Origin of the sequence: Lentzea sp. NPDC006480 (assembly GCF_040611995.1) — a bacterium.
In the GTDB taxonomy this organism is placed as follows: Bacteria; Actinomycetota; Actinomycetes; order Mycobacteriales; family Pseudonocardiaceae; genus Lentzea.
Map to the genome: position 1 here is coordinate 68,546 of NZ_JBEXPJ010000019.1, position 20,006 is coordinate 88,551.

The 20,006-nt window shown below is 68.5% G+C and carries 24 protein-coding genes and 2 tRNA genes; 15 read left to right on the forward strand and 11 right to left on the reverse strand.

The genetic code is table 11. The features are described from left to right. The first annotated feature begins 70 nt into the window (after positions 1–70). Positions 71–739 carry an HNH endonuclease gene (locus tag ABZX92_RS10785; RefSeq protein ID WP_355556407.1) on the forward strand — a complete coding sequence of 223 codons (669 nt, stop codon included), beginning with the start codon at positions 71–73 and terminating at the stop codon, positions 737–739. 19 nt (positions 740–758) lie between these two features. On the opposite strand, the gene ABZX92_RS10790 is transcribed toward ABZX92_RS10785, so the two are convergent. Further along, positions 759–1,631: a DUF2345 domain-containing protein gene (locus ABZX92_RS10790; RefSeq protein ID WP_355556410.1), complete on the reverse strand. Its 873-nt coding sequence runs from the start codon at positions 1,629–1,631 to the stop codon at positions 759–761. On the opposite strand from ABZX92_RS10790, the gene ABZX92_RS10795 reads away from it, so the two are divergent. The 4 genes from ABZX92_RS10795 (at position 1,611) to ABZX92_RS10810 (ending at position 4,065) form a co-directional block, all read left to right on the forward strand. Beyond that, entirely contained in the window at positions 1,611–2,813 is a 1,203-nt protein-coding gene (locus ABZX92_RS10795; RefSeq protein ID WP_355556413.1) for an MFS transporter, read from the forward strand. The genes ABZX92_RS10790 and ABZX92_RS10795 overlap by 21 nt on opposite strands. A gap of 20 nt (positions 2,814–2,833) precedes the next feature. After that, positions 2,834–3,079 carry a hypothetical protein gene (locus ABZX92_RS10800; protein ID WP_355556416.1) on the forward strand — a complete coding sequence of 82 codons (246 nt, stop codon included), beginning with the start codon at positions 2,834–2,836 and terminating at the stop codon, positions 3,077–3,079. Beyond that, the gene (locus tag ABZX92_RS10805) at positions 3,066–3,545 is read left to right on the forward strand and encodes a DUF5130 family protein (RefSeq protein ID WP_355556418.1); all 480 of its coding nucleotides are present in this window, start codon (positions 3,066–3,068) and stop codon (positions 3,543–3,545) included. Before ABZX92_RS10800 ends, ABZX92_RS10805 begins: the two co-directional genes overlap by 14 nt. 67 nt (positions 3,546–3,612) lie before the next feature. Further along, complete coding sequence (locus ABZX92_RS10810) at positions 3,613–4,065, forward strand: T6SS immunity protein Tdi1 domain-containing protein (protein ID WP_355556421.1); 453 nt, start codon at positions 3,613–3,615, stop codon at positions 4,063–4,065. Here the strand turns inward: ABZX92_RS10810 and ABZX92_RS10815 are convergent. From ABZX92_RS10815 to pepN, 3 genes are all read right to left on the reverse strand, one after another. Continuing rightward, the gene (locus tag ABZX92_RS10815) at positions 4,052–4,690 is read right to left on the reverse strand and encodes a GNAT family N-acetyltransferase (protein WP_355556424.1); all 639 of its coding nucleotides are present in this window, start codon (positions 4,688–4,690) and stop codon (positions 4,052–4,054) included. The two genes, ABZX92_RS10810 and ABZX92_RS10815, sit on opposite strands and share 14 nt — an antisense overlap. Then, on the reverse strand, positions 4,687–5,145 hold the full coding sequence (locus ABZX92_RS10820; RefSeq protein WP_355556426.1) for a hypothetical protein: 459 nt from the start codon (positions 5,143–5,145) through the stop codon (positions 4,687–4,689). Before ABZX92_RS10820 ends, ABZX92_RS10815 begins: the two co-directional genes overlap by 4 nt. Positions 5,146–5,223: 78 nt before the next feature. Next, positions 5,224–7,785: an aminopeptidase N gene (gene pepN, locus ABZX92_RS10825; RefSeq protein ID WP_355556429.1), complete on the reverse strand. Its 2,562-nt coding sequence runs from the start codon at positions 7,783–7,785 to the stop codon at positions 5,224–5,226. Between the two features lie 173 nt (positions 7,786–7,958). Here pepN and ABZX92_RS10830 point away from each other — a divergent pair, with 173 nt between their 5' ends. The 3 genes from ABZX92_RS10830 to ABZX92_RS10840 all read left to right on the forward strand — a co-directional run bounded on the left by ABZX92_RS10830 (position 7,959) and on the right by ABZX92_RS10840 (position 10,872). Beyond that, entirely contained in the window at positions 7,959–8,567 is a 609-nt protein-coding gene (locus ABZX92_RS10830) for a disulfide bond formation protein DsbA (protein ID WP_355556432.1), read from the forward strand. Between the two features lie 35 nt (positions 8,568–8,602). Continuing rightward, positions 8,603–9,448 carry a DNA-3-methyladenine glycosylase 2 family protein gene (locus ABZX92_RS10835; RefSeq protein WP_355556434.1) on the forward strand — a complete coding sequence of 282 codons (846 nt, stop codon included), beginning with the start codon at positions 8,603–8,605 and terminating at the stop codon, positions 9,446–9,448. A gap of 71 nt (positions 9,449–9,519) precedes the next feature. Continuing rightward, positions 9,520–10,872, forward strand: coding sequence for an aldehyde dehydrogenase family protein (locus ABZX92_RS10840; RefSeq protein WP_355556436.1), 1,353 nt, complete (start codon positions 9,520–9,522; stop codon positions 10,870–10,872). Here ABZX92_RS10840 and ABZX92_RS10845 read toward each other — a convergent pair. Then, positions 10,869–11,255 carry a hypothetical protein gene (locus ABZX92_RS10845; RefSeq protein ID WP_355556439.1) on the reverse strand — a complete coding sequence of 129 codons (387 nt, stop codon included), beginning with the start codon at positions 11,253–11,255 and terminating at the stop codon, positions 10,869–10,871. The genes ABZX92_RS10840 and ABZX92_RS10845 overlap by 4 nt on opposite strands. Positions 11,256–11,433: 178 nt before the next feature. On the opposite strand from ABZX92_RS10845, the gene ABZX92_RS10850 reads away from it, so the two are divergent. Both ABZX92_RS10850 and ABZX92_RS10855 read left to right on the forward strand, forming a co-directional pair. Beyond that, entirely contained in the window at positions 11,434–12,648 is a 1,215-nt protein-coding gene (locus ABZX92_RS10850; protein ID WP_355556440.1) for a GNAT family N-acetyltransferase, read from the forward strand. A 57-nt stretch (positions 12,649–12,705) separates the two neighbouring features. Beyond that, positions 12,706–13,446: a hypothetical protein gene (locus ABZX92_RS10855; RefSeq protein WP_355556443.1), complete on the forward strand. Its 741-nt coding sequence runs from the start codon at positions 12,706–12,708 to the stop codon at positions 13,444–13,446. Positions 13,447–13,541: 95 nt separating this feature from the next. On the opposite strand, the gene ABZX92_RS10860 is transcribed toward ABZX92_RS10855, so the two are convergent. Next, the gene (locus ABZX92_RS10860) at positions 13,542–14,342 is read right to left on the reverse strand and encodes a DNA-formamidopyrimidine glycosylase family protein (protein WP_355556445.1); all 801 of its coding nucleotides are present in this window, start codon (positions 14,340–14,342) and stop codon (positions 13,542–13,544) included. Continuing rightward, the gene (locus ABZX92_RS10865) at positions 14,342–14,791 is read right to left on the reverse strand and encodes a ribose-5-phosphate isomerase (protein ID WP_355556447.1); all 450 of its coding nucleotides are present in this window, start codon (positions 14,789–14,791) and stop codon (positions 14,342–14,344) included. The genes ABZX92_RS10860 and ABZX92_RS10865 overlap by 1 nt, the downstream gene beginning before the upstream one ends. 27 nt (positions 14,792–14,818) lie before the next feature. Here ABZX92_RS10865 and ABZX92_RS10870 point away from each other — a divergent pair, with 27 nt between their 5' ends. Continuing rightward, positions 14,819–15,478, forward strand: coding sequence for a 2-phosphosulfolactate phosphatase (locus ABZX92_RS10870; protein ID WP_355556450.1), 660 nt, complete (start codon positions 14,819–14,821; stop codon positions 15,476–15,478). Then, positions 15,475–16,098: an MBL fold metallo-hydrolase gene (locus ABZX92_RS10875; protein WP_355556453.1), complete on the forward strand. Its 624-nt coding sequence runs from the start codon at positions 15,475–15,477 to the stop codon at positions 16,096–16,098. Before ABZX92_RS10870 ends, ABZX92_RS10875 begins: the two co-directional genes overlap by 4 nt. Here ABZX92_RS10875 and ABZX92_RS10880 read toward each other — a convergent pair. The 3 genes from ABZX92_RS10880 to ABZX92_RS10890 all read right to left on the reverse strand — a co-directional run bounded on the left by ABZX92_RS10880 (position 16,079) and on the right by ABZX92_RS10890 (position 17,292). Continuing rightward, a complete protein-coding gene (locus tag ABZX92_RS10880) occupies positions 16,079–16,426 on the reverse strand; it encodes a histidine triad nucleotide-binding protein (protein ID WP_355556456.1) in 348 nt (115 codons plus the stop codon). The genes ABZX92_RS10875 and ABZX92_RS10880 overlap by 20 nt on opposite strands. A 219-nt stretch (positions 16,427–16,645) precedes the next feature. Then, positions 16,646–16,981, reverse strand: a complete 336-nt coding sequence (locus tag ABZX92_RS10885) for a VOC family protein (RefSeq protein WP_355556459.1) — start codon at positions 16,979–16,981, stop codon at positions 16,646–16,648. Beyond that, positions 16,978–17,292: a helix-turn-helix domain-containing protein gene (locus ABZX92_RS10890; RefSeq protein WP_355556461.1), complete on the reverse strand. Its 315-nt coding sequence runs from the start codon at positions 17,290–17,292 to the stop codon at positions 16,978–16,980. The genes ABZX92_RS10885 and ABZX92_RS10890 overlap by 4 nt, the downstream gene beginning before the upstream one ends. 57 nt (positions 17,293–17,349) lie before the next feature. Between ABZX92_RS10890 and ABZX92_RS10895 the strand changes: the two genes are divergently transcribed. Beyond that, positions 17,350–17,913, forward strand: coding sequence for a hypothetical protein (locus ABZX92_RS10895; protein WP_355556464.1), 564 nt, complete (start codon positions 17,350–17,352; stop codon positions 17,911–17,913). A 149-nt stretch (positions 17,914–18,062) separates the two neighbouring features. Here ABZX92_RS10895 and ABZX92_RS10900 read toward each other — a convergent pair. After that, positions 18,063–18,133: transfer RNA gene (locus ABZX92_RS10900), tRNA-Gly, on the reverse strand. 62 nt (positions 18,134–18,195) lie between these two features. On the opposite strand from ABZX92_RS10900, the gene ABZX92_RS10905 reads away from it, so the two are divergent. Then, a tRNA-Pro gene (locus ABZX92_RS10905) sits at positions 18,196–18,269 on the forward strand. A 924-nt stretch (positions 18,270–19,193) separates the two neighbouring features. Continuing rightward, on the forward strand, positions 19,194–19,748 hold the full coding sequence (locus ABZX92_RS10910) for a hypothetical protein (protein ID WP_355556467.1): 555 nt from the start codon (positions 19,194–19,196) through the stop codon (positions 19,746–19,748). Positions 19,749–20,006: the final 258 nt, after the last annotated feature.

A 20,006-nucleotide genomic window follows, 5' to 3' on the forward strand; every position in this document is an offset into this window, starting at 1 on the left:
GTCACTTATCACACGTGATTTTTTCCTGGTAAGTGTGGTCTCCTATGGCTGAACCGGTGGAGGTGGTCGCGTGCCAGACCGACAACCGACCCCTATCGGCGCCTCGCTACCAGGCGAGACGGCGCCGACGGTCCCCCCATGCCGAAATCAGCCCGAGCTGAGGGCGGTACCGGATGGGGATCGAGATGGGGGAGGTTCCGGTCCGACGCCGGCGGTTTTCCCCTGGGGAAGACGCAAAGTTCTGCTGCTGAACGCCACGTTCGAGCCGCTCACGGCGTTGTCACTGCGCCGGGCGGTCGTGCTGGTGGTGTGCGGCAAGGCCGAAGTCGTGCACGGAGATGCCTCCGGGCTGGTGCTGCACTCGTCGAAGTCCGAGGTGCTCGTGCCGTCCGTGATCCGGCTGAGCACCTACGTGCGCGTTCCTTATCGCGGTCGCGTGCCGATGACCCGCGCCGGGCTCATGCAGCGCGACCGTTTTCGCTGCGCCTACTGCGGCGGGCGGGCCGAGACGATCGACCACGTCGTGCCGCGCTCGCGTGGCGGACCTCACACCTGGACCAACTGCGTCGCCTGCTGTGCGAAGTGCAACCACCGCAAGGCGGACAAGATGTTGTCCGAACTGGGCTGGCGGCTGCGCGTCGTGCCCGCGGCGCCACGTGGTCAGCACTGGCGACTGCTCGCCGGCGTGACCGAGGCCGATCCGCAGTGGTTGCCGTACCTGGGTGAGCCCGCGGCCTGAGTCCTGCCTTCGGGTGAGGTCAGGCCGCGAGGGAGAAGTCGTCCTGGCGGGCCGTGATGCGGACGCTGTCGTCGAGCGCCGTGATGCGCACCGAGTCGTCCATGGTGATCCGGACCGAGTCGTCGTGCGCGGTGATGCGGACGCTGTCGTCGTGGGCCGTGATGCGGACCGAGTCGTCGTGGGCCGTGATGCGGACCGAGTCGTCGTGGGCCGTGATGCGCACGGAGTCGTCCATGGTGATGCGGACGCTGTCGTCGTGGGCCGTGATGCGGACGCTGTCGTCGTGTGCGGTGATGCGCACGGAGTCGTCGTGCGCGGTGATGCGGACCGAGTCGTCCATCGTGATCCGGACGGAGTCCTCACGCGCCGTGATCCTGACGGAATCCTGCTGAGCGGTGATGCGAACGGAGTCCTCACGGGCAGTGATGCGCACCGAATCGGACATGGTGATCCTGACCGAATCGCTCGCGGTGATGCGGACCGAGTCTGCCATCGTGATGCGCACCGAGTCTGCGGCAGTGATGCGCACCGAATCGGCCGCAGTGATCCGAACGGAGTCACGCGCCGTGATGCGAACGGAGTCACTTGCCGTAATACGCACTGAATCGTCCTTGTAGCTCGGAAGAGTGATGGACAGGGCCTGGGGGCGGGTCGTGTTCAACATTTTGTGTCCTCCAGGACGCTCGGTACGGCTGCGCAAGAGCCGTATAGGTGAAAAGCTAAGAGGTGGGTGTTCCGGGAACAAGACCCCAAACCGGCACCCGTTCGCCGCCGACCGGGTGAGGCCTGACCGGGTGTAACCGCTGCGCCGCACGAGAGCACTCATTGCCCTTACTGGCCGGTATGGACACGCTCTGTAGCGTTCAATCTGATGGAACGTGACGTGCGTCATACCCCAGCGGGCGTGCGCGGACGCGGTTTCCGAGCCCTCACCGGCGCGTGGGCGGTGTCGCTCGTCGGGGACGGCGTGCGCGTCGTCGCGTTGCCGTTGTTCACGGCCGCGAGCACCCGCAGCCCGCTCGCGGTGTCCGCCGTGGCCGTCGCCACCACGTTGCCGTGGTTGCTCATCGCGCTGCCGGCCGGTGCGTTCGTGGACCGCTGGAGGCCGCGAACCGTTGTCGTGGTGGCACATTGGCTCCGCGCGGGGGTGACCGGACTGCTCGCGCTGGCAGTCCACACCGGACAGGCGACGGTCGTCGTCTTGTGCGCCACGGCTTTTGTACTGACCTCGGCTGAGACATTCGCGGACTCCGCGTCGCAGGTGCTGCTGGTCGAGCTGGCGGGCCCGGACGAGCTGGAGGCGGCGAACGGCAGGTTCGTCACGGTCGAGACGGTCGGCATGGACCTCGCCGGACCACTGGCGGCCGCGGTGCTGTTCTGGTGGGCCCCGGCGGCCTGTTTCGCGCTGGACGCGGCGTCGTTCGTGGTCGCGGCGGTGCTGGTGTCCCGCGTGCCGGACGTGGCTCCCGAACGCGTCGGGGGCGATCTTCGCGGGCAGCTCGTGGAGGGCGCGCGGTTCCTCGTGCGGACCCCTGGCCTGCGGTCACTGGTAGTTGCCGTTGCAATCACAGCTGTCTGCGCGGCCGCGGTCAACGCCATGCTGGCCCTCTACTCCATCCAGGTGCTCGGCCTCGCCGAACCGGTGGTTCCCGGGCTTGTCGTGTGCATGGCGGCCGGTGCTCTGCTAGGAGCGTGGTCGTCCCCGCGGCTCGCGTCGCGGTGGGGTCCGGGGCGGGTGATGGTCGGTTTCCTCGCGCTGCTGGGAGCGGCGTTCGCGTTGTTCGGACTCGTACCGTGGCTGGTGGTCGCGGCGCTCGCGTGCGTGCTGTTCGGCGTCGCGTCCGCAGGGTGGAACGTGCTGTCCGCGACCCGCCGTCAGCGCCTCGCTCCAGGCCCGATGATGGGTCGCGTGACCAGCGCGTATCGGGTGCTGGCGTGGGGCCTGTCGCCACTGGGCGCGGGCATCGCCGGACCACTCGCGGCGGCGACGTCGCTGGGGACGGTTTACGTCGTGGCGGGCTCGATCGTGGGATTGACCGCGATCTTGCTGGCCCGGCCTCTCACGCGCGCGTGAGTTCGGCTACCGTACCCGCCGTGACCATCGTGGAGACCGTCCTCGTCTTCGCGCTGATCCCGCTGGCTCTGTACGGCGTGATCGCGCTGTTGACGGTGAGGCCAAAGGCCACCCGGATTCCCCGGTACCGGCCCGGCCAGGAGTGGGGCTACGCCCCGGTGTGGTGGAGCGCGAACCCGGCCGGGTTGAGCGTGGGCCACCACAGCACCACCGAGCCCGCTGTCTCGGGCTCGACGGCCAAGGGAGGCGCTCGTGGCAGCTGGTAAGGCCATCGAGGCCGTCGACCCGTCGACGCTGCCCGTCGGCGCGGTCGTGACGAACAGCGGCCGTGTCTCCGCGGCCAAGATGTACGAGCCGCACGCGCCTGAGCTGCCGTTCACGCCGACCCAGCTCGCGCAGCTGGACGAGGCGCTGACGCTCTCCAGCCGCACGACGGGCCTCGACTTCAGCGTGTACCTGGGGGAGCTGGGCTCTTCCTCGCGCGAGCGCGCCGAGGAGCTGCACGCCTCCACCGACCGCCCGTCGCACCACGTCCTGCTGGCCGTGTCGCCGGGTGAGCGCGTCGTCGAGATCGTGACGGGCGAGGAGTCGCACCGCCGTCTGCCCGACCGCGGCGCCAAGCTCGCGGTGATGAGCATGGTGGCGTCCTTCAAGGAGGGCGACCTCGCGGGTGGCCTGGTGTCGGGTCTGCGCATGCTGACCGACCAGGCGGGCAACGCGCCGCGTTCCTGATTTTCGGTTGTTCTGGTCAGGCCCCCGGTTTCTCAGCCGGGGGCCTGCGCGTTTCCTGGGGGCTTTGATGAGTTTGCGCAAGCACGACCGCACGTCGGCGGTGTCCGCGTTGAGGATGGTCCGCGAGATGTTCCCGGACCTGGAGGACGTGTCCTTCACGGCGGTGGACTGGATGGGCCGGCAGTACCTGGAGACCAACGGCATGGTCGTGGTCTTCGATCCGGGCACGGCCGAGGCGCTCGGCTACGACTACCCGACCCTGGAAGAGGCTCTGGCCGCCGCACCCGACGAGCTGCTGCGCACGGACCTGTTCGCCGAGTGGCAGGCCCGCAACCCGATGTCGCTGGGCGAGGGCCAGTGCGTCGGCTACCGGACGCCGTTGTTCCTGGGCGGCGCGGACTCCGTGGAGAACCTGGAGGCTGTGAACATGGAGGTGTACTGGTCGATCCACGGCCAGATCTGGTTGCAGGTCAAGGACCTGCCGCCGGGCACGCCGATCACGGGCATCAACCTGGCGTGACGTCGTTGCGCGCCACCACGAGGTCGGAGATCTTCTCCCAGCCGAGCTTGCGGTACAGGTGCACGCCTTCGGTCGACGAGAACAGCAACCCCGTCTTCGCCCCGTCCTGCACCGCCTCGCGTGCCAGCACACCCATCACGACGCTGCCCAGCCCACGTCGCCGGTGGGCGTCCTCGGTGCCGATGCGGTGTGCCACAGCGTCTTCACCCACCACGGCCATCAACCCGCTGGCCGCTTCCTCGCCGTCCTTGAGGATCCGCACTCCGATGACCGGCGTCCTCCGCACCTCCACGGCATAGCCCGCGGGCACGTCGAACTGCGGGTGATCGGCGAGCACGCACCGCATGAACGTCTCATCCGGCCGGGCAACGACGAGCCCTGCCGCCTCGATCTCCGCGACGACCTTCTGCGGCGAGTGCGTCGGGATGCTCAGCCAGTTCGGTTCGGTCGTGGCGGCCACGATTCGAGCCATGGCACCGGTTTCCGCGTCGTCGGTGGCGATCCACTCGTACTTGCGGCGCGACCGGTTCACGTCGACCACCAGGTAGCCGTCGCGGTACTCGGACGTCAGCCCGTCGGCCGCGATCCAGCCGCGGTGCCAGCGCTCCACCAGTTCACCGATCATGACTTCCCCTCCGCGATCACCACGTCCGAAACGGTTTCCCAGCCGAGCTCGCGGTACAGGTGCACGCCGTCCTCCGAGGCGAACAGCAGCCCTGTCGTGGCGCCGGCGGCCACGGCTTCCCTCGCCAGCACGCCCATCACCACGCTGGCGAGCCCGCGCCGCCGGTGCACGGGCGTCGTCGCGATGCGGTGCGGCACAGCGTCTTCACCCACTACCGCGATCAGCCCGCCGGCGGCCTCGGCGCCGGCCCGCAGCACCCGGACCTCGATCACGACGTCCTCGCGCGTCACCTCGACCTCGTAGCCGCCGGGCAGGTCGAAGGCGGGGTGATCCGTGAGCGAGCGGCGCATCAAGGTCGCGAGCCCGTCCGCGAGCTCCTGCGTGGACGGGTCGAGAGTCACCTCGACGCCCTTGCGCCGCAGGTGCTTCAGCACTCCGAGAAAGAGATCAGGCATCGCTTCCCACGCTACGCCGGAAACGGGAAGACCCCGTGCCGCCATCAAAGCGTCACGGGGCCTCACCATCAAGCGAATTCAGGAGCGGTCGAACTCCTGGGCCGCGAGCGCGCGCACGATGCCCGCGCGCCCCTCGGAAACCAGGCGGCGCAACGCCGGCGGGTGCTCGTCGGCGAGCCACGCGTCGGCGGCCTCCACAGTGGACCGCTTGATCGACCACGCCGGGAACATGCCCACCACCATGGACTGCGCGCGCTCGGAGGTGCGGCGGTCCCACACGCTCTTCACGTCGGCGAAGTAGCGCTCGACGTACGGCGCGAGCAGTTCCTTCTGGCCGGGGTGCGAGATGCCCGCGATGATCGCCTCGCTGACCGCGTTGGGCAGGTCGTCGTCGTTCACCGCGCGGTCCCACGCCTCGTCCTTGGCGGCGATGGTCGGGCGCAGCGCGCGAGCGGACTGCGCGCGGCGGTGGCCGGTGGAGGTCGGGTCGCGCTCCTCCTCGGCGTTGATCTCCGCGAGGTCCGCCTTGCCGTGGGCGACCAGCGCCTGCAGCAGGCGCCAGCGCAGGTCGGTGTCGACGTCCAGGCCTTCGAGCACGGCGCTTCCGTCGTACCAGCCGCGCAGCACGTCCACAGTGGACTCGTCGAGCACGGATGACGTCAGCGCGTTCACGAACGCCAGCTGGTGGTCCGAGCCGGGTTCGGCCGACTGGGCCAGCTCCAGAGTCGTCGCGACGAACCGGCGCCAGCCCTCGCCGCGCCACGAGTCGTCCGCGTAGGACGACAGCGAGGTCTGGGCCTGCAGCAGAAGCCGTTGCACCACACCGACCTCGGACTCGGCGTGCAGCCCGCCGAGCACCAGGTTCACGAAGTCGCGCGCCTTCAGCTCGGCCTCGCGGGTCATCTCCCACGCGGCCGACCAGCACAGCGTGCGCGGCAGCGGCTCGGCGATGTCCGAGATGTGGTCGATCAGCCCGGCCAGCGAGTCGGGGTCCAGGCGCATCGTGCAGTACGTGAGGTCGTCGTCGTTGACCAGCACGATCTTGCCGCGGTGCACGCCGACCAGTTCGGGAACCTCGGTGCGGTCGCCCGTCACGTCGAGCTCGTGGCGGTGCGTGCGGACGAGCTTGCCCGTGCCGTCGTCGTCGTAGACACCGATCGCGATGCGGTGCGTGCGCAGTTCGCCGGCACCCGGACGCGCGCCGCCCTGCAGCACGGCGAACTCGGTGAACTTGCCGGACGCGTCAACGGTGAACTTGGGGCGCAACAGGTTCAGGCCGGTCGTCTCCAGCCACTGCGCACTCCACCACGACAGGTCGCGGCCGGACGCCTCCTCCAGCGCGCCGAGCAGGTCCGCCAGCGTCGCGTTGCTCCACGCGTGCTTGGCGAAGTAGACCCGCAGGCCCGCCAGGAAGTTCTCCAGGCCGACGTACGCGACGAGCTGCTTCAGCACGGAAGCGCCCTTGGCGTAGGTGATGCCGTCGAAGTTGACCTCGACCGCCTGCAGGTCGGAGATGTCCGCGGCGACGGGGTGCGTCGAGGGCAGCTGGTCTTGCCGGTACGCCCACGACTTCTCGATCTTCGCGAACGTCGTCCAGGCCTGGCGGTACTCGGTGGCCTCGGCCTGCGCGAGCACGGACGCCCAGGTGGCGAACGACTCGTTCAGCCACAGGTCGTCCCACCAGCGCATGGTCACGAGGTCGCCGAACCACATGTGCGCCATCTCGTGCAGCACGGTCTCGGCGCGGCGCTCGTAGAGGTAGCGGGTGACGCGGCTGCGGAAGACGTAGTCCTCCAGGAACGTGACGCAGCCCGCGTTCTCCATCGCGCCCGCGTTGAACTCGGGCACGAAGCACTGGTCGTACTTGCCGAACGGGTACTGCACCCCGAACGCCTTGTGGAAGAACCCGAAACCCTGCTTGGTCTCGGTGAAGAGCCGCTCGTGGTCCATGTGCGGGGCGAGCGAGGCACGGCAGTAGATCCCGAGCGGGATCCTGAAGTCACCCTCGACGAACTCGTCGCGCCACTCGGCGTACGGGCCGGCCACCAGGGCCACGATGTAGGTCGACATCGGCTTGGTGGTGGCGAACGTGTGCACGTCCGCGCCGCCCTCGCCGTCCTCGGTGGCGATGATCTCGCCGTTCGAGATGACCTTCCAGTCGTGCGGGGCCGTCACCTTCATGGAGTAGACGGACTTCAGGTCGGGCTGGTCGAAGCACGCGAACATGCGCTTGGCGTCCGCGGTCTCGAACTGCGAGTACAGGTACACGCCGCCGTCGACCGGGTCGACGAACCGGTGCAGGCCCTCGCCGGTGTTCATGTACCGGCAGTCGGCCTCGATCGTCAGCTCGTTGGTCTCCGCGAGGTCCGGCAGCCTGACGCCGTCCTCCTCGCGGTAGGAGGAGACGTCGAGCTCGCTGCCGTTGAGCACAGCGCGGTGCACGGTCGCCGCCACGATGTCGATCCACGAGGAAGCACCCGGAGTCCGGCTGCGGAACACCACCGTGGTGGTGGAGCGGAACGTGTCCGAACCCGGCTTTCCGCCGCCGTCGGTCAGGTCCAGCTCGATCCGGTAGGACTCCACTTCCAGCAGCTCAGCACGTTCCTGAGCCTGGTCGCGGGTGAGGTTGGGCGCGGCCACTGGTCACCTCGTCTGCCGCGCGGGTGGTTACGCGCTGACGTCGTCGGGAATGGTTATGACTCCCGCATCCAATCACGGAACCGGCGTACGGGAAGAGATGAGAGGGTGATCTGGTTGGGCTGATGGGGCGATAACCGCACCCAACGCGACAGAACGCGACCGAAGGGGCACGCATGGCCGACAAGGCGAAGGTCGACTTCTACTTCGACCCTCTTTGTCCGTTCGCCTGGATCACCTCCCGCTGGATCCTCGAAGTGGAGAAGGTCCGCGAGATCGACCTCAGCTTCCACGTGATGAGCCTTTCCGTGCTGAACGAGGGGCGTGACCTGCCCGAGCAGTACAAGGAGCTCATGACCAAGGGCTGGGGCCCGGTCCGGGTCGCCATCGCCGCCGAGCAGAAGTTCGGCAACGAGGTGCTGCCGCGCCTGTACACGGCAATGGGCACGCGCATCCACAACGAGGGCAACAAGGACTTCGACGAGATCATCAAGCTCGCTCTGGCCGACGCCGAGCTGCCCGCCGAGCTGGCGGACGCCGCGACGTCGACCGAGTTCGACGAGGAGCTGCGGGCCTCGCACCACCGCGGTATGGACCCGGTCGGCATGGACGTCGGCACGCCCACGATCCACATCGACGGTGTCGCGTTCTTCGGCCCGGTGCTGACGAAGATCCCGCGGGGCGAGGAGGCGGGCACGATCTTCGACGGTGCCCGGTTGCTGGCCGGCTACCCGTACTTCTTCGAGCTGAAGCGGACCCGCTCGGGCGACCTCGACTTCAGCTGAGTTTTTGTCGGTGGTGCTCGCTAACGTCATGTGACATGAGCCACCACCGCGTTGAAGTCGCAGTTCAGGGCCCTTGGTCGCTGGTCACGTCCCGCCGCTTCTGGGAGGGCTTCACGCCGTCCCGCCTGGCCGCTGTCGAGGGCGAGGCGTTGCGGGCGGAGTTCCTGACCGAGGGTGAGTGGCGCCGTGCTGAGGTCTCCGTGACCCAGCGCGGCGCCACTGCCGTTCTGGAGCTGTCGGGTCCTGGCGATCTCGATCTGGCGGCGGCGCAGGTGTGCCGCTTCCTGGCGCTGGACGTCGACGGGCGGGGCTGGCCCGATGTCGGCGCGCGAGATCCGGTGATCGCCGCTGCGCAGGCGGAACTGCCCGGCTTACGTCCGTGCGGCTTCTACTCGCCGTACGAGGCGGCGGCGTGGTCGGTGCTGTCGCAGCGGGTCCGGATGACGCAGGCGGCGGTGCTGAAGGCGTCGTTGTTGCAGGACGGGGTGTTTCCCTCGCCTGCCTCGTTGCTGTCTCTCGATCTCGACCTACCCGGTCGCAAGCCCGAGTACCTGCGCGCGGTGGCGGAGGCGGCTTTGGACGGGCTGCTGGACGGCGTGACGTTGCGCTCGATGAAACCCGCCGCTGCCGTGCTGGCGGTGCAGCAGGTGAAGGGGCTGGGTCCGTTCGCGGCCGAGCTGGTCGTGCTGCGCGGGGCGAACGCGCCGGATGCCGTGCCGCACAACGAGTCCCGGCTCACCGACGAGGTCCGCGAACGGTACGGGCGGCCGTTGCCGGAGGTGTCCGAGGCGTGGCGGCCTTATCGGACGTGGGCGGCGGTTCACCTTCGAGTGCTGCGTGAGCGGCGGATCGGAGGGCTGATGGCCTCTGCCCAGGCGTGACCGTTGCCAGGTGATGTGACAGTCTGGACCCCTGTCAGCTGTTTGGTGTCACATCCGCCTGGAGGGCTCTCGTGATCGAGGTCGTCAACCCCGCCACCGAGGAAGTCATCGGCACGCTCGCCGAAGGCACGCCGGCCGACGTCGACACGGCCGTGGCCGCCGCGGTCGACGCCTTCCCGGCGTGGTCGCAGACCTCGGTGGAGGAACGGGCGAAGGTCGTGCGGGCGATCATCGACGGCCTTCGCGCGCGTGCCGACGAGCTCGCGGCCGCCATGACGGCCGAGATGGGCACCCCCATCACGTTCAGCCGGAAGGTGCAGGTCGCGAACCCGATCTCCATCGCGGAGGGAGTCGCGGACGTGCTGGAGCGCGGCTACTTCGAGCCGGAGGAGATCGGCAACTCGCTGGTCCTGCGCGAGCCGATCGGGGTCGTCGCCGCCATCACGCCGTGGAACTTCCCGCTGCAGCAGATGGTCGCGAAGGTCGTGCCGGCGCTCGCCGCGGGCAACACGGTCGTGCTCAAGCCGAGCGAACTCGCGCCGCGGACCGCGGACCTGCTCGCGTCGGTGATCACGGCCGTGGTGCCGGAGGGCGTGTTCGGGCTGGTGCACGGCACCGGGCCGGTCGTCGGCGAGGCGCTGGCCGCGCACCCGGACGTGGACATGGTGTCGTTCACCGGGTCCACTCGTGCTGGTCGGCGGGTGTCCGCGGTGGCGTCCGAGACCGTGAAGCGGGTTGCGCTGGAGCTGGGCGGGAAGTCGGCGTGCATCGTGCTCGACGACGCCGACCTCGGGCGTGCGGTGAAGATCGCGGTCGCGAACTCGTTCATGAACAACGGCCAGGCGTGCAGCGCGTGGACGCGGTTGCTGGTGCCCGCTGATCGTCACGACGAGGCGGTGGAACTGGCGGCCGCGGCGGCTTCGAAATACGTCTCGGCGGACCCGAGCGACCCGTCTGCGCGGATCGGCCCGGCGGTGTCGAAGGCGCAGCGCGACCGCGTGGTCGGCTACATCCGCAAGGGTGTCGAGGAAGGCGCGCGGCTCGCCGCCGGCGGGCCGGAAGCGCCGCTGCCCCAGGGCTTCTACGTGGCGCCGACGGTGTTCGGTGGCGTCACGCCGGAGATGACGATCGCCCAGGAGGAGATCTTCGGACCGGTGCTCGCGGTCATGCCGTACGCGGACGAGGACGACGCGGTGCGCATCGCCAACTCCACGATCTACGGCCTGGCGGGCGGCGTGTTCTCGGCTGATGCCGACCGGGCGATGCGGGTGGCCAAGCGCCTGCGCACCGGCCAGGTCGACATCAACGCCGCCGCGTTCAACACGAGCGCGCCGTTCGGTGGTTATCGCCAGTCGGGCAACGGCCGTGAGTTCGGCAAGTTCGGCCTGGACGAGTTCTGCGAGATCAAGTCGATTCAGCGCTAAACAATGCGCACGGAATTGTGGGCAGTGGCCGGGCCGTAGTCCGCGGTACCGGTCACCACGGCGTCGAATCCGAGCAGCAGCACGAGCGCGAGCTGCGTCTGGTCGACCTCGGCGTCGCAGGAGGCCTTGCCGCCGGTGTCGGTGTGGTCGGTGCACAGCACGTTGCCAGTGGTGGTGCGGAACGAGACCAGCACGTTGTTGAGGTTGGCGCCGTTGGTGGCGTTGCGGGCGAACGCCTCCATGTGGATCTCGATCGGCGTGGGGACGACCTTCGCGGTGCCGGTCTCGGCGATCAGCTGCACGGGGACGGGTGTGGCGGAGGCCGGTCCCGAAGCGAGAAGAACAATTGCCAGTGCGGACAAGAAAGCGATGAAGGCTCTCATTTCTGCTCCTCTTCCGACAATTCCTGGGGGCTTGCGCGGCGATTTTTCGCTCGCCCGCAAACGGGACGCCACCCAGGAACGTTCCCGATGAAAACGATTGCTTTCGAGGTCACGTGGACTGCGCGGCTCGGCCGAAATTGAGCTGCGGGAGTGACCGGGGCGGCGTATCACTGGCGTCATGGCCGACTCAGCGCTGAGCATCAGGACCATCAACGAGTCCGACCTCCCCGAGTTCCAGCGGGTGATGGCGTGGGCGTTCCTCGACGACTACGAGGGCGTGGACAGCAAGTGGCTCAAGGTCCTCGAGCACGACCGGGCGCACGTGGTCGTCGACGGTGACGAGATCGTCGGCACCGGTGGGGTCCTCAGCAGGGAGATCACCGTTCCGGGTGGTCTTCAGGTGCCTGCCGGCGGGGTCACCGTCATCACGGTCAAGCCAGGGCATCGCCGGCGTGGAGTCGCGTCGTTGCTGATGAAGACCCAGCTGCACGGCATGCGCGAGTCGGGTGAGCCGCTCGCGATGCTCTGGGCGTCCGAGGGCTCGATCTACCGCCGGTTCGGCTACGGGGAGCTGGCCACCAGCCTGAACCGGCTGATGATGCCGACGCGGATGCCGTTCCACCCCGGCGTCTCCGTGAGCGGCACGCGGATCCGGCAGGTGACCCGTGCGGAGGCGCTGCCGTTCATGCGCGAGGTGCACGACAGGGTGCGGCGCACGCGGATCGGCTGGGTGAGCCGGGTCGAGGCGACCTGGGACGTGCAGCTCGCGGACCGCGAGGTCGACCGCGACGGCCTGACCTCGTACCGCTACTGCCTGCATCCCGAGGGGTACGTGGTGTTCCGGGTCAAGGGTGCGGGCAGCTCGCGCGGACCGGCCGACGAGCTGCACGTGCGGGAGCTCGTGTGCGAGACCGAGCAGGCGTACGCGGACCTGTACCGGTTCCTGCTGGACATCGACCTGGCGGCGGAGATCTCCTTCTACACCGCCGTCGACGACCCGATCCTGCACATGGTCGACAACCCGCGGAAAGTGGGCCGTGACCTCGGTGACGCGCTCTGGCTGCGCGTCGTCGACGTCGAACGGGCGCTGCCGCTGCGGCGCTACCAGTCCGATGTGGACAGTGTGATCGAGGTCGAGGACTCCTTCTGCCCGTGGAACTCCGGCCGCTGGCGCTTGACCGTGAAGGGCGGGGAAGCGGTTGTGACGCGCACCGAGGACGCGGCGGACGTGTCGCTCGACGTCGCCGCGCTCGGGAGTGCCTATCTCGGTGGCGTAAGGCTTTCTGTGCTCCGGCGCGCACACCGCGTGGTCGAGCACACGGCCGGTCATGTCGACGCGCTCTCGTTGGCGTTCCTCGGCGAACACGAGCCCCATTGCCCAGAGGTGTTCTGACGGAACTACGGCCGCCATTCACGCGTTGACGGTTTATCTGGTGTGGGAGGTAAAGCCGTGGGCGCCATCGTGTGGGTGGTTGTACTGGTACTGCTGGTCGCAGGGGTGTTCTACCTGGTCAGCCAGAGCAACGCGCGCAAGGCGCGGGAGCTCGACGACGCCAAGGCGGAGGCCCGCCGGTGGGTCGAGCGGCTGGGCGGGCAGGTGATGAGCCTCACGGGGTCGAACGCCGCGTCCACGCAGGCCATGGCCGACGCGTCCGAGCGCTTCACCGCGGCCGGGTCGCAGATGGAGCAGGCCCGCACGATCCCGCAGGCGCGGCTGGTCACCGAGACGGCGATGGAAGGTCTGCACTACGTCCGCGCCGCGCGTGAGGCCATGGGCATGGACCCCGGGCCCGCGCTGCCCGAGAGCGCCGGGCAGAAGCAGGCGGGTGCGGTCAGCGAAGACCGCCAGGTCAGCGTCGAGGGCCACGCCTATGCCGCGTCGCCGCACTCCGGTTCCGGCACGCCCTACTACTACCCCGGCGGCATGGTCGCCGGACGCCCGGTGCCGCGTGGCTGGTACTCCGAGCCGTGGTGGAAGCCCGCGCTCGTGGCCGGCGCGTGGGGTGTGGGCACGTTCCTGCTGATGGACGCCATGTTCTCCGGTATGCACGGCATCGGTGACTACGGCATGGCGGACATGGGTGCCGCGGACTTCGGCGGTGGCGACCTGGGCGGTGGCGACTTCGGTGGTGGCGACATCGGTGACGCCGGTGGCTTCGACTTCGGCGACATGGGCGGCTTCGACTTCTAGTTCGAAGTGCTCACGGCTGAAGTGCTCGCGTGGGGGAAAGTGCTCATCAACTGAGCACTTTCCAGCCGCACCCGAATCGGACTACCCCGATTTTTTTACGGCTGGCAGCCAGGGCACCAGAAGAGGTTGCGACCTGCGAGTTCGGTCGTCATGACCTCGGTGCCGCAGATCAGGCACGGCTCACCGGCACGGCGGTAGACGTACACCTCGCCGCCGTGCCGATCCACGCGCGGCTTGCGTCCCATGGCCCGCGGCATGTGCTCACGGCGGACGGTGTTGATCTGGCCGACCTTCACGCCGTCCTTCATCAGCACGACGAGGTCGTCCCAGATGCCGTCCCACAGCTCGCGGCTGACCTTGTTGCCGACCAGCATCGGGTTCACGTTGTGCCGGAACAGGATCTCGGCGCGGTAGACGTTGCCGACGCCCGCGAGGACCTTCTGGTCCATCAGCAGCTCGGCCAGCGACTTCTTCGACCGGAGGATTCGCTCGTAGGCCAGGTCCGGGACGGCGTCCTTGCGCAACGGGTCCGGGCCGAGCCGTTTCCGGATCGCCTTGACCTCGTCGGAGTTGAGCACCTCGCACGCGGCCGGGCCGCGCAGGTCCGTGAAGTGGGTCTCGCCGACCATGCGCATCCGGACCTGGCCGATCGGGAGCAGGACCGGCAGTGGTGACTCGGTGAAGGTCCCGATGAGGCCGAGGTGCACGTGCACGACCGCGTCCGGGCCGTAGACGTGGAACAGGTGCTTGCCGTGTGCCTCGGCGCGGACGAGCTTGCGTCCGTCCACAAGGGACGCCGAAAAGCGCCCTTGCGGACTCGTGACGGACACGGGCTTTCCCGCGTACCGGCGCTGGTGCAGCCGCGCGAGGCGGTGCAGCGTGTGGCCCTCGGGCATCAGGCCTTGTTCTCGTACGCGCTGACCTGGTCGATGCGGCGCTGGTGGCGTTCGTCGCCGGAGAACTCGGTCTTGAGGAACGCCGAGACGATCTCGGTCGCCTCCTCGGCGGTGTGCTGGCGAGCACCGATGCCGACGAGGTTGGCGTTGTTGTGCTGGCGGGCGAGCTGCGCGGTGTCGACGTTCCACGCCAATGCGGCGCGAGCGCCCTTCACCTTGTTCGCGGCGATCTGCTCGCCGTTGCCCGAGCCGCCGATGACGACACCGAGGCTGCCGGGATTCGCGACGACCTGTTCGGCGGCGTCGATGCAGAACGACGGGTAGTCGTCGAGGGCGTCGTACTCGTGGGCGCCGACATCGACGACTTCGTAACCCTGCTCGGTCAGAGCCTTGGACAGGTGGGACTTCAGCTCGAAGCCCGCGTGGTCTGCTGCCAGATAAACGCGCACGTCCCGGAGTCTGACACGCTGGGCGGCATGTTTGCTCAGGAGGGGTACCAGCTGAAGCTGGAGTGGGGGCCTGAGGGCGTCGACGTGCTGCGGGGCTGTGACGTGCTGGTCGTGGTGGACGTGCTGTCGTTCACGACGTCCGTCGACCTGGTGGTGGGAAACGGTGGCCAGGTCCGGCCGTCGCGGTGGAAGCCGCGCAACGGCACGCTGCGACCAGCGTCACTCGTCGACGCGACCGGGTTGGTGGAGCTGCCGTCGCCGAACGGGTCGAACCTCTGCTCGCTGGCGGGGGAGACCGGGGCGCACGTGCTCGCGGCCTGTCTGCGCAACGCCTCGGCGGTGGCGAAGCGGGCGGCCGAGCTGGGGGAGACGATCGGTGTGATTCCCGGCGGTGAGCGGTGGGGCATCAACATGGCGGGGGAAGGGGTGTCGTTCGGTCCGCTGCGGCCGTGCGTCGAGGACTACCTCGGTGCGGGCGCGGTGCTCGCGGCCCTCTCGGGATCGGCTTCACCGGAAGCGCAGCTCGCGGTGACTGCGTTCAACAACACCGACGTCGCCGCCGCGGTGCGGGGGTGCGGGTCCGGGCAGGAGCTGATCGGGCACGGCCACGCCGCGGACGTGGAGCTGGCGGTCCAACTCGGGGTCAGCAATGCGGTGCCAGTGCTGATCGACGGGGTGCTGCGGTGATCGAGATCGCTGATGGTGTGTTCATCCGGCGCCACACCGAGCTCGACCTCACGCTCGGGTACATCGTCGGGTCAGGTGACTCGCTGCTTGTGGACTCCGGCATGGATCCAGCGTTGGCAGATCGGATCCAGCCGTCGCGGATCGTGTTGACGCACAACCACTTCGACCACGTGCTGGCCACCGAGGCGTTCCTGCCGTGCGAGGTGTGGGCGCACGAGGACTGCGTGGTCGACGAGTCGCTGCTCGAGAGCCGGGCCAAGTACTACCCCGAACCCTTCGAGGGCAGGTTGATCGCGCCCACGCACACGTTCCGCGACACCGTCACGCTCGACGTCGGCGGACGGCGGGTCGATCTGCACCACTTCGGACCCGCGCACAGTTCGCACGACGTGATCGTGCACGTGCCGGATGCCGGGGTGGTGTTCGCGGGCGACCTCGTCGAGGAAGGTGCTCCCGCTCAGGCAGGTTCGGACGCGACGCCGTCGAACTGGCGCCACGTCCTTGACCGGATGCTGGAGCTGAACCCGCGGATCGTCGTGCCGGGGCACGGCAATCCGGTCGACGCCCAGTTCGTGCGGGAGATGGTCATCCCGGACGTTGCTAGCCAGGAGGCCACGTGAGGCCGCGGCCGCCGAGCACGTGGCAGTGCACGTGGAAGACGGTCTGGCCGCCGTCCTCGCCGGTGTTGAACACGAGCCGGTAGCCGGACTCGTCGACGCCTTCGGACTTCGCGACCTGGTGCGCGGTCGCGAGGATCTGGCCCGCGAGCACCGGGTCGACGTCGCCGATCGCCTGGTGGTGTTCCTTGGGGATCACCAACACGTGCGTGGGCGCCTTGGGGTCGATGTCGCGGAAAGCGAGCGTCGTGTCGGTCTCCGTCACGACGGTCGCCGGGATCTCGCCCGCGACGATGCGGCAGAACAGGCAGGCACTCGCGCTTTGGGTCACAACGGCATGTTATTGGTTCCGTTGGGCTCTGTCGGTGTTGCCCGCCGGCGATAAATCATGGCCGGGTGAAGGGCGCCAAACTCCTGGTCGTCGTGCGGTGCCTCATCAGCTTCGCGATCGGCGTGCTGCTCCTGATCCTCGCGATCCGCTTCGGTGAGGCCCTGTGGCGGGCGGTCCAGTAGTTCCCCGGTGGACGAAGCGGCAAGGGACTCGGCGGACTCAGCGGACGAAACAGAACTCGTTGCCCTCGGGGTCACGCATCACCTGGAAGCTGCCCTGTTCGTCGGTGACGACCACGCCCTCGCGGGTCGCCCCGAGGCTCACGGCCTTCACGACCGCGGCTTCGATGTCGTCGACCCCGAAGTCCAGGTGCAGCCGGTTCTTCGCGTCCTTGCGCTCGGGCACCGGCTGGAACGACATCCGCGGCCCGCCGGGCGGTTCGACGTGCGCCCAGCCGTGCGCGCGGTTCACCGGCTCCGCGCCGAGCAGCTCGGCCCAGAACCGGACGAGCCGGCTCGGGTCGTTGCAGTCGACGACGATCTGTTCGAGCCTCACGTTTCCACCAAGTTCTCTCGGGCCCAGTCGCAACACAGGTCCAGCAGGCCGAGCAGCTTGTGCCCCTGCTCGGTCAGCTCGTACTCGACGCGCGGCGGGTTCTCGTCGTACTCGGTGCGCGTGACCGTGCCCTCGCGCTCCATCGCCCGCAACGTCTCGGTGAGCACTTTGGGCGTCACCGCGGGCATCTCGGCACGCAGTTCCGTGAAGCGCCGACGGTTGTGGTGCAGAGCCCGCAGCACGTGCGCGGTCCACTTGTCACCGATGCGGTAGGGCAGCACAGGGCCCTGGTCGCCGTGCTGGCATTCCACCTGGTCACCCCCGATATCGTTGCGGAAACCGGCTACCCGCACCCTACCTTCGCGCTCATGGCGAAGATCGTTGTGTTCGGTGCGAACGGGCAGGCAGGACGGCAGATCGCGGCCGTGGCGGAAGCACGCGGCCACGAGGTCGCGAGGATCGGCCGCGACCCCGGTGTCCAGGCGGCGGCCGAGGTGGCGGCGGGCTGCGACGTCGCGGTGAGCGCGGTGGCGGACCTGTCCCGCGACCCGGCGGAGTTCTACACCGAGGCGGCCCGCGCACTGGTGGCGTCCGGTGCCGGCCGGATCATCGTGGTGGGCATCTACCCGCTCCTGGAGACCTCGCCGGGCGTGCGGGTGGTGGACTCGCCGGACTTCCCGGCCGAACACCGCCCGTTCTGCCTGGGTCACGCGGCGGGCGTCCAGGTGCTGGCGGACTCCGGCGCCGACTGGCTGGTGATGAGTCCGGTGGGGATGTTCGGCGGTGCCGTCAGCGGCGAGTACCGCATCGGCGCGGTCGACCCGGGCGACGAGCTGACCTACGAGGACTTCGCGCTGGCCGTGCTGGACGAAATCGAAAGCCCCGCGCACCGCCACACCCAGATCGGAGTGGCCTCGGCGCCTGACCTGTGAGCTAGTTCACGGCAATCGCAGGCATGCGCGAAGTGATGGGGTTCGGGGGCTCGCCCCCGGCTGGGGTCTGGGGGCTTGGCCCCCTGATAAAAACCGAGGGGCGAGGTTAGGTCTGCGCTTTCCGCAGACGCACCTCGCCCCTCGTCACGAGCGGGCGACGGGAATCGAACCCGCGTAGCTAGTTTGGAAGACTAGGGCTCTACCATTGAGCTACGCCCGCTTGCCGCCCCTCAGTGGGGCTGCGGTCAATACCTTAGCGGGTGGCGGTAAGCTGGTTGCAACCGGGGCGTGGCGCAGTTTGGTAGCGCACCCGCTTTGGGAGCGGGGGGTCGCAGGTTCAAATCCTGTCGCCCCGATGGTTGGAGTTTGAACCCCGCCTCACCTCAGGTGAGGCGGGGTTCTTGCTGTCCAGGGGCAGTGCGCCCCGTGGCCGTTCGATCCAGAGTCGATCTACAAGCGCCGCCGGTTCGTCGTCCTCCAGGACGTCGCTGCAGCCCGTACGACGGCGGTAGCAGGTGCGGGCGACAGGAGCGAGGCTCCGTTCGCCTACACCGATCTCAGCCGCCTGATCGCTGAGTGCCGGCCGCGCCTCGGCGGTCAGCAGCTCGTGGTACGCATCGGTGAGTCCGAGCCGACCACCTCGGTGCCCATCACCCATCGCGAAGCGGCCACCTGCGGCCGGCCGCACAGCAGACGTGGACAGGGCTGATTTGTGTTTCAGGCCTTTGGAGCCCGCCCTGGGAGAAATTTGGCAGAACAACTCCCAGACCCGCCCGCCAACCCGGCAGCAGAAGCTCCAGAACCAACAAGTGAGCGGCAACAGCTAGCACGTGCTAGATCAGCATTAGTGGCTCGCGCCAGGTGTCAGCGCCACACTCGCCTCAGAGCTTCTCATCATCATGGTGCCCCCTGGGGCCGCTGGCCGTTGGAGCGCACCCCGATGGCTGCAGACCGACGCGTCCCCCTGCCCACGCTCAAGGCCGCGTCCGAGTACGGCGGGCAAGGCATGCACGCTGGCCAAACGCCAGCGGACACGAACGACCAGCGCCCCAGAGACACCGCAGAAGCTTCGTAATACACAGTATCTTTATATAGGGTATCTTTGTTTTTCCGGCTTCTTCAAACAGAGCGGCAAACGATCGCCCGTTGATTTGGGTACGGGCCAGCGGGATATCGATCAGTTGAAATTGCTCACGCTCCCTTCTGCGTTCCAAGCGTTTCTTTCGGAGTGGTTCGGCTACTCCTGCAGAGTCGAGTTCGTAGTTTGGAAGGAGCTCATCGTGAGATTCAGCATCTTTGGCCGCTCCGCGGTCGTCACCGTGGTTCTCGCCGTTCTGTTCGCTTTGTTCGGCGGCGCGGGCGCCGCGTCCGCCGCCCCAGCGCCGGCCGCCCCGGCGTTGAGCACGCCGGTCACCGGCACGTTCACCGACGCCTCCGGCGGCGTCGGCACCGTGGTCGGTACGTTCACGCCGACAGGGTTCGCGGAGGACGGCACCACCGCGCTCGCCAACGGCATCGTCGACCTGACCCTCATCGACTCCGCCGGTCAGCAGGTGGGGACCGAGTCGCGTGAGGTCACGGCCCCGGTGGGCGTCGCGCAGGTCTCCTGCGAGATCCTCGACCTGGTGCTCGGACCGCTGGACCTCGACCTGCTGGGCCTGGTCGTGCACCTGGACCGGGTGCACCTGAACATCACCGCGGAACCGGGTCCGGGCAACCTGCTCGGCAACCTGCTGTGCGCGATCGTCGGAATCCCCCTCCCCGGCTCGCCCGCAGGGCTTCAGGCACTGGTCGCCCTGCTGAACCAGATCCTCGCCCTGCTGAACAACGGATGACCACCGCCGGCGGGGCGCCCTTCAGGCACCCCGCCCGCACTTTCTGGGTCGATATCGGCCCAGACCTCACTGGCGCCCAGCTAAGCAACTTCCACCTTGAAGGTTGCAGGTCTCGCAACATCTCATTTGACCGCACGACCTTCACCGGGTGGACGATGTTCCGTCCGGGCGTCGGCCGCTCCTCACATGGGCCTCGAACGTGACCCGGCCCGGCCGCCAGGAAGGCGGCCCGGCCGGGGGGTGGGGGGGGGACGACAC

What these genes read in the sequence shown, in the direction of transcription:
- ABZX92_RS10795 (WP_355556413.1), top strand. Translation starts at nt 1,611, where the DNA reads ATGGAACGTGACGTGCGTCATACCCCAGCGGGCGTGCGCGGACGCGGT.
- ABZX92_RS10790 (WP_355556410.1), bottom strand. Translation starts at nt 1,631, where the DNA reads ATGACGCACGTCACGTTCCATCAGATTGAACGCTACAGAGCGTGTCCA.
- ABZX92_RS10810 (WP_355556421.1), top strand. Translation starts at nt 3,613, where the DNA reads ATGAGTTTGCGCAAGCACGACCGCACGTCGGCGGTGTCCGCGTTGAGG.
- ABZX92_RS10815 (WP_355556424.1), bottom strand. Translation starts at nt 4,690, where the DNA reads ATGATCGGTGAACTGGTGGAGCGCTGGCACCGCGGCTGGATCGCGGCC.
- ABZX92_RS10820 (WP_355556426.1), bottom strand. Translation starts at nt 5,145, where the DNA reads ATGCCTGATCTCTTTCTCGGAGTGCTGAAGCACCTGCGGCGCAAGGGC.
- ABZX92_RS10830 (WP_355556432.1), top strand. Translation starts at nt 7,959, where the DNA reads ATGGCCGACAAGGCGAAGGTCGACTTCTACTTCGACCCTCTTTGTCCG.
- ABZX92_RS10835 (WP_355556434.1), top strand. Translation starts at nt 8,603, where the DNA reads ATGAGCCACCACCGCGTTGAAGTCGCAGTTCAGGGCCCTTGGTCGCTG.
- ABZX92_RS10845 (WP_355556439.1), bottom strand. Translation starts at nt 11,255, where the DNA reads ATGAGAGCCTTCATCGCTTTCTTGTCCGCACTGGCAATTGTTCTTCTC.
- ABZX92_RS10850 (WP_355556440.1), top strand. Translation starts at nt 11,434, where the DNA reads ATGGCCGACTCAGCGCTGAGCATCAGGACCATCAACGAGTCCGACCTC.
- ABZX92_RS10860 (WP_355556445.1), bottom strand. Translation starts at nt 14,342, where the DNA reads ATGCCCGAGGGCCACACGCTGCACCGCCTCGCGCGGCTGCACCAGCGC.
- ABZX92_RS10870 (WP_355556450.1), top strand. Translation starts at nt 14,819, where the DNA reads ATGTTTGCTCAGGAGGGGTACCAGCTGAAGCTGGAGTGGGGGCCTGAG.
- ABZX92_RS10895 (WP_355556464.1), top strand. Translation starts at nt 17,350, where the DNA reads ATGGCGAAGATCGTTGTGTTCGGTGCGAACGGGCAGGCAGGACGGCAG.